The sequence below is a fragment of the Streptomyces colwelliae genome, from assembly GCF_048158785.1.
Classification (GTDB): Bacteria; Actinomycetota; Actinomycetes; order Streptomycetales; family Streptomycetaceae; genus Streptomyces.
Genome location: NZ_JBLTJC010000521.1, coordinates 1 through 5892, shown reverse-complemented (window position 1 = coordinate 5892; position 5892 = coordinate 1). Strand labels below are relative to the sequence as shown.

The window sequence follows — 5892 nt, the reverse complement described above, 5'->3', positions numbered from 1 at the left end:
GCCCCGCCCCGCCCCAACTGCCGTACCGCCAGGCCTTCTTGCGTACCACCCGCCAACCTTGAGGAGAGCTCCGTGGACAAGCGCCGAACCATCGTGCTCGACCCCTTCGGCAGGGCCGTCCCCGAAGAAGCCGCACGTCTGCGCACGCTCGGCGCCCTCGTGCCGGTGGAACTGCCCGGCGGCGTCCCCGCCTGGGCCGTCACCCGGTACGACCTGCTGAAGTCGCTGATGCTCGACCCGCGCGTCAGCCGGGACGCCCGCCGGCACTGGTCCCTGTACGACAAGGTCGGCAGCGAACCGGCGTGGGCATGGCTCTACAGCTGGACCAGCATCGTCAACATGCTCAGTTCCTACGGCGAGGACCACACCCGGCTGCGGAAGCTCGTCGCCCCGAGTTTCACCCGGCACCGTACCGAGGCCATGCTGCCGCGGGTCCGGGAGATCACCGCTGGTCTGCTCGACGCGATGGCACAGATCCCGGCGGGCCAAGTCGTCGATCTGCGGGCGGAGTTCGCGCATCCGCTGCCCATGCGGATGATCTGCGACCTGTTCGGCGTGCCGGAGCGGATGCGGGCCTCGGTCGCGCGGCTCATCGAGGGGATCATGGACACCACCGGAACCCCTGAGCAGGCCGCCGACATCCTCGAACAGATCGTGACGGTGCTGCCGGCGCTGATAGCGGAGAAGAGCGAGCACCCCGGCGACGACCTGACGACCGAGCTGATCACGGTCCGCGACCAGGGCGACCGGCTCTCCGAGGAGGAGCTGATCCACACCCTTCTCCTCGTCATCGGCGCCGGCTTCGAGACGACCGTCAACCTGATCGGCAACGCCGTCCACGCCCTGCTCCGCCACCCCGACCAGCTGAAGCAGGTGCTGGCTGGGCAGTTGACCTGGGACCAGGTGATCCAGGAGACGCTGCGCTGGGCCCCGTCCATCGCCAACGTGCCGTTGCGCTATGCGGTTTCCGACATCAAGACCCCCGACGGTACGACGATCCGCGCCGGCGAGGCCATCCTCACGACCATCGCCGCGGCGGGCCACGATCCGGAGCGCTTCGGCCCCGACGCCCACCTGTTCGACGTGGCCAGGAACGCGGACGGGCATCTCGCCCTGGGCATCGGCGTGCACCGCTGTGTCGGCGCCCCGCTGGCCCGGATGGAGGCGCTCACCGCACTGCCCGCGCTCTTCGCACGCTTCCCGGACATCTCCCTGGCGGTGGAGGAGGACGAACTGGAACAGGTCCCGTCCTTCATCGCCCAGGGCTGGCGCGAACTGCCCGTCCGGCTCACCCCCGCAACTCCCGCCGCCTGACCCGGAGTCGACACAACGGCGACCCCTCCCGGAACACCCGGCTCGGCGATGCCCGACTCGGAGTGCGAGAATCCTGCACTTCACCGGCCTTCGACGGAGAAGGGGATGGCATGGGCATGGGACAGCCTTTCGGCTCCTACCAGAACGAGATCTACCTGAACGGGCTCGGCGGCATCGTGCCGTCCTACCCCATGGCCTTCGCCGAGCTGGAGGACCGGGCGCGCTCGGCGCTGCCGCCCTCCGTGTGGTCGTACGTCGCGGGCGGCGCGGGCGACGAACGCACCCAGCGGGCCAACGTGACGGCCTTCGACCACTGGGGCCTGGTCCCCCGCATGTTCGTCGGCGCGGCCGAACGCGACCTGTCCGTCGACCTGTTCGGGATGAAACTGCCCTCTCCCGTCTTCATGGCACCGATCGGCGTCATCGGCCTGTGCGCCCAGGACGGCCACGGCGACCTGGCGACCGCAAGAGCCGCCGCGCGCACCGGAGTTCCGATGGTCGCCTCCACGCTGACGGTCGACCCCCTGGAGGAGGTAGCGGGCGAGTTCGGGGACACCCCGGGCCTCTTCCAGCTCTACACGCCCACCGACAAGGACCTCGCCGCGAGCCTCGTCCACCGCGCGGAACAGGCGGGCTACAAGGGCATCGTGGTCACCTTGGACACCTGGGTCACCGGCTGGCGCCCCCGCGACCTGTCCACCGCCAACTTCCCGCAGCTGCGCGGCCATTGCCTCGCCAACTACACCAGCGACCCGGTCTTCCGCGCCCGCCTCGCCCGCACCCCGGAGGAGGACCCCCAGTCCGCGGTCCTGCTCTGGACCCAGCTCTTCGGCAACCCCCTCACCTGGGACGACCTCCCCTGGCTACGGTCCCTCACCGACCTCCCCCTGATCGTGAAGGGCATCTGCCACCCCGAGGACGTACGCCGCGCGAAGGACGGAGGCGTGGACGGCGTCTACTGCTCCAACCACGGCGGCCGCCAGGCCAACGGCGGCCTCCCGGCCCTGGACGCGCTCCCCGCCGTGGCCGAAGCGGCGGACGGCCTCCCGGTCCTGTTCGACTCCGGCATCCGCAGCGGCGCCGACATCGCCAAGGCCATCGCCCTGGGCGCCACCGCCGTGGGCATCGGCCGCCCGTACGCCTACGGCCTCGCCCTGGGCGGCACGGACGGCATCATCCACGTCCTCCGCTCACTCCTCGCGGAGACCGACCTGATCATGGCCGTGGACGGCTATCCGACACTCGCCGACCTCACGCGGGAGGCGCTTCGGCGCGTGGCGTGACGACGCGCGCCCGAGCCACGAGAACGGCCTGCCGGGCGGTCGGGCGTGCCATCGAGCGGTAGGCATGGCGCTGCACCACGGACCACCCTCGCGGCCGCCAGGTCACCCGGTCCGGCGGATGAGCGCCAGATACATCGCGTCGGTCCCATGGACATGCGGCCAGAGCTGTACGTCGGGACCCTCGCCCAGTTCCAGAACCCCCGGCAGGAGCTCGCGGGCGTCGATCAGTTCGGTGTGCGGGAACTGCTTGAGCATGTCGTCGACGACGGCCCGGGTCTCGGCGAGGTGCGGTGAGCAGGTCGCGTAGCCGACGACACCGCCGACGCGCACGGATTCGAGCGCGGTGCGCAGCAGGTCGCGCTGGAGCGGCGCGAACCCTTCGAGGTCCTCCGGGCGGCGCCGCCAGCGGGCCTCGGGGCGGCGACGCAGGGCGCCGAGACCGGTGCACGGCACGTCCATCAGCACGCGGTCGAAGCTGCCGGGACGCCACGGCGGCCGGGTCCCGTCGGCGGCGATGACCTGGTACGGCCCCGGGTTCCCGGCGAGCGCCTTCGCCACGAGTCCGGCCCGGTGCGGCGCCTTCTCGGACGCGAGCAGCATCGCACCACGCTCGGCGGCCACGGCGGCGAGCAGCGCGGCCTTGCCGCCGGGTCCCGCGCACCCGTCGAGCCACTTCTCGTCCGGACCGTCCAGCGGCGCGTTGGCCAGCGCGAGCGCGACCAGCTGACTGCCCTCGTCCTGCACCCCCGCACGGCCTTCCTTCACAGCCGCTACGGCCCCGGGCTCCCCGCCCTCACTGAGCCGCACGGCGTACGGCGACCAGCGCCCCGGCACCGCGGCCTCCTCGCGGAGCAGTTCCTCGGTGGTGGAGCGGCCGGGCCGGGCGACCAGGGTCACCTCGGGCCGTTCGTTGTCGGCCTCCAGCAGGTTCTCGATACCGGCGCGGCCACCGCCGAGCGAGTCCCACAGCGCGGAGACGACCCAGCGCGGGTGCGAGTGCACGATGGCGAGGTTGTCCTCGGGGTCGTCGTCGTAGGGCGGCGCGACCCGCTCGATCCAGGTGTCGAGGTCGTCCTGCGCGACCTTCCGCAGCACGGCGTTGACGAACTTGGCCCGTCCGTCGCCGAGGACGACCCGGGCGAGTTCGACGGAGGCGGACACGGCGGCATGCGTCGGGATCCGCGTCCCGAGCAGCTGGTGCACCCCGAGGCTCAGCACGTCCAGCACCGGCGGGTCGACCTCGCGCAGCGGCCGGTCGACGCACGAGGCGATGATCGCGTCGTAGGTCCCCTGCTTGCGCAGCGTCCCGTACACCAGCTCGGTCGCGAGCGCGGCGTCCCGGGCGTCGAAGTCGCCCTTCTCCCGCGCCTTCCGCAGCAGCGGCGGCAGGACGAGGTTGGCGTACGCGTCCCGCTCGTCCACGGCCCTCAGCGCCTCGAAGGCGAGGAAACGGACGGGGTCCTTCTGCGGCCGGCGGTAGGGCTTGCCGGGCTTACGGGGTCGCGGGGACTGCTCGCTCACGAAAAAGGTGCTCCGGATTTCTGGCTGAGATGTGCGTCCAGCGTACGTCGCACCGGCCCGGACGTGCGCGGGACGTCACGCCCCGACAGCCCCGAGGCTCTCCCCCGCGCCGATCCGCGCCCCGCGCGCCCAGTCCGCCGCCCGCATCGGCTTCTTGCCCTGCGCCTGCACCCACAGCAGCTCGACGGCGTACGAACCGGTGCCCACGTACACGTTGTTCTTGCCGACGGAGAGCTCACCGGGCGCGAGGTCGGTCCGCTCCGGCACCGCCACGACGTGGATGAGCTTGAGCCGCTCCCCCCGGAAGACGGTCCAGGCACCGGGCGCGGGCGTGCACCCGCGCACCACCCGGTCCACGCGCAGCGCGGGATCCGCCCACGTCACCTCCGCGTCCTCGACGTTGATCTTCGGGGCGAGGGTGATGCCCTCGTTCGGCTGCGGTAGGGCCTTCAGGGTGCCGTCCTCGATGCCGTCCATGGTCGCGGCGAGCAGGCCGGAGCCGGCGAAGGCGAGCCGGGTGAGCAGGTCACCGCTGGTGTCGGTGGGGCGGATCTCCTCGGTGACGGTGCCGTAGACGGGCCCGGAGTCGAGGCCTTCCTCGATCAGGAAGGTGGAGGCGCCGGTGATCTCGTCGCCGGACATGATGGAGTGCTGCACGGGGGCGGCACCGCGCCAGGCAGGGAGCAGCGAGAAGTGCAGGTTGACCCAGCCGTGGGCGGGGATGTCGAGGGCGACGCGGGGCAGCAGGGCGCCGTAGGCGACGACGGGACAGCAGTCGGGCGCGATCTCCCGCAGCCGCTCCAGGAACTCCGGGTCGCGCGGCTTGACGGGCTTCAGCACCTCGATGCCCGCCTCCTCGGCCCGCTCGGCGACAGGGCTCGCCACCAGCCTGCGCCCACGCCCGGCCGGCGCGTCGGGCCGCGTGACGACGGCGGCCACCTCGTGCCGCCCGGAGGCGATCAGGGCGTCCAGGGCGGGAACGGCGACCTCGGGGGTACCGGCGAAGACGAGCTTCATGGGAGGGTTCGGGCCTCTCGGGCGGAGGTGGGCGGGCAGCGCACCAGTCTATGGCGCGACCCGGCACAAGCGCCCGGCGGCTCACACCCGCCAACTCACCGTCAACTCACCGACAACTCCCCCGACTCCCCGGCGCCCGCAGCGCACACCGGTTCTGCGGGGGCGTACGCATATGCCCCTACGCCCCCTTCGCGTGACCAGCGGAGCGCACAGGCGTTGGTCAAGAAAGAGTTGACCTCCTTGGGCCGCATTCGCGCGGCCCGATCCTTTTCAACGCCGGTTCGAGAGGCTTGTTCATGGCCGACCACGCAACCCACGACGCCCAGGCTCGGGCCAGCCTGCACTTGCTGGTGCGGGACATCGAGCGGGTCCGCCGGCAGGTGGACGCACTGCGCACGCTCACCGCCCAGCTGGGCAACGTCTACCGCCCGCGCCGCTCCGGCCCCTCCACGGGCTTCGTCGTCTACGGACGCGCGCCCGCCCCGACGGTCCGTCTCGCGCAGGAACTGCGGGACAGTGTCGAGACCCTGGTCACGGCCGCCGTGGACTTCGACCGCTCACTCGGTTTCTCGTGGGACGCGGTGGGCTCGGCCCTGGGTGTCACCAAGCAGGCGGTCCACCGCCGCTACGGCGCCCGCCGCGCCGCGACCCAGGCGGCGGCCGACGCCGAGCGCACGACGGAGGCGGCCACGACCCGCCCAGTGGGCGTGAACACGGGCCTCCCCACGATGCCCACGATGCCCGCCCTTCGCGCCCC

General features: G+C 72.2%; 5 protein-coding genes. 3 read left to right on the top strand and 2 right to left on the bottom strand.

Features of this window, described 5'->3' with window-relative positions; all coding sequences use genetic code 11:
- Window positions 1–72: 72 nt before the first annotated feature.
- Together ACNFOC_RS49610 and ACNFOC_RS49605 are read left to right on the top strand one after the other, a co-directional pair.
- On the top strand, window positions 73–1314 hold the full coding sequence (locus ACNFOC_RS49610; RefSeq protein WP_416965574.1) for a cytochrome P450 family protein: 1242 nt from the start codon (window positions 73–75) through the stop codon (window positions 1312–1314).
- A gap of 116 nt (window positions 1315–1430) precedes the next feature.
- Window positions 1431–2597: an alpha-hydroxy-acid oxidizing protein gene (locus ACNFOC_RS49605; protein WP_416965573.1), complete on the top strand. Its 1167-nt coding sequence runs from the start codon at window positions 1431–1433 to the stop codon at window positions 2595–2597.
- Between the two features lie 102 nt (window positions 2598–2699).
- Here the strand turns inward: ACNFOC_RS49605 and ACNFOC_RS49600 are convergent, their stop codons facing one another.
- Entirely contained in the window at window positions 2700–4118 is a 1419-nt protein-coding gene (locus ACNFOC_RS49600) for an RsmB/NOP family class I SAM-dependent RNA methyltransferase (protein ID WP_416965572.1), read from the bottom strand.
- A 75-nt stretch (window positions 4119–4193) separates the two neighbouring features.
- Window positions 4194–5135, bottom strand: a complete 942-nt coding sequence (gene fmt / locus ACNFOC_RS49595) for a methionyl-tRNA formyltransferase (RefSeq protein ID WP_416965571.1) — start codon at window positions 5133–5135, stop codon at window positions 4194–4196.
- A gap of 296 nt (window positions 5136–5431) precedes the next feature.
- On the opposite strand from fmt, the gene ACNFOC_RS49590 reads away from it, so the two are divergent.
- Window positions 5432–5892: hypothetical protein (locus ACNFOC_RS49590; RefSeq protein ID WP_416965570.1), on the top strand; the 461-nt coding region annotated here is incomplete at its 3' end.

Coding starts and splice junctions, on each gene's coding strand:
- fmt (WP_416965571.1), bottom strand. CDS start 5,135: ATGAAGCTCGTCTTCGCCGGTACCCCCGAGGTCGCCGTTCCCGCCCTG.
- ACNFOC_RS49605 (WP_416965573.1), top strand. CDS start 1,431: ATGGGACAGCCTTTCGGCTCCTACCAGAACGAGATCTACCTGAACGGG.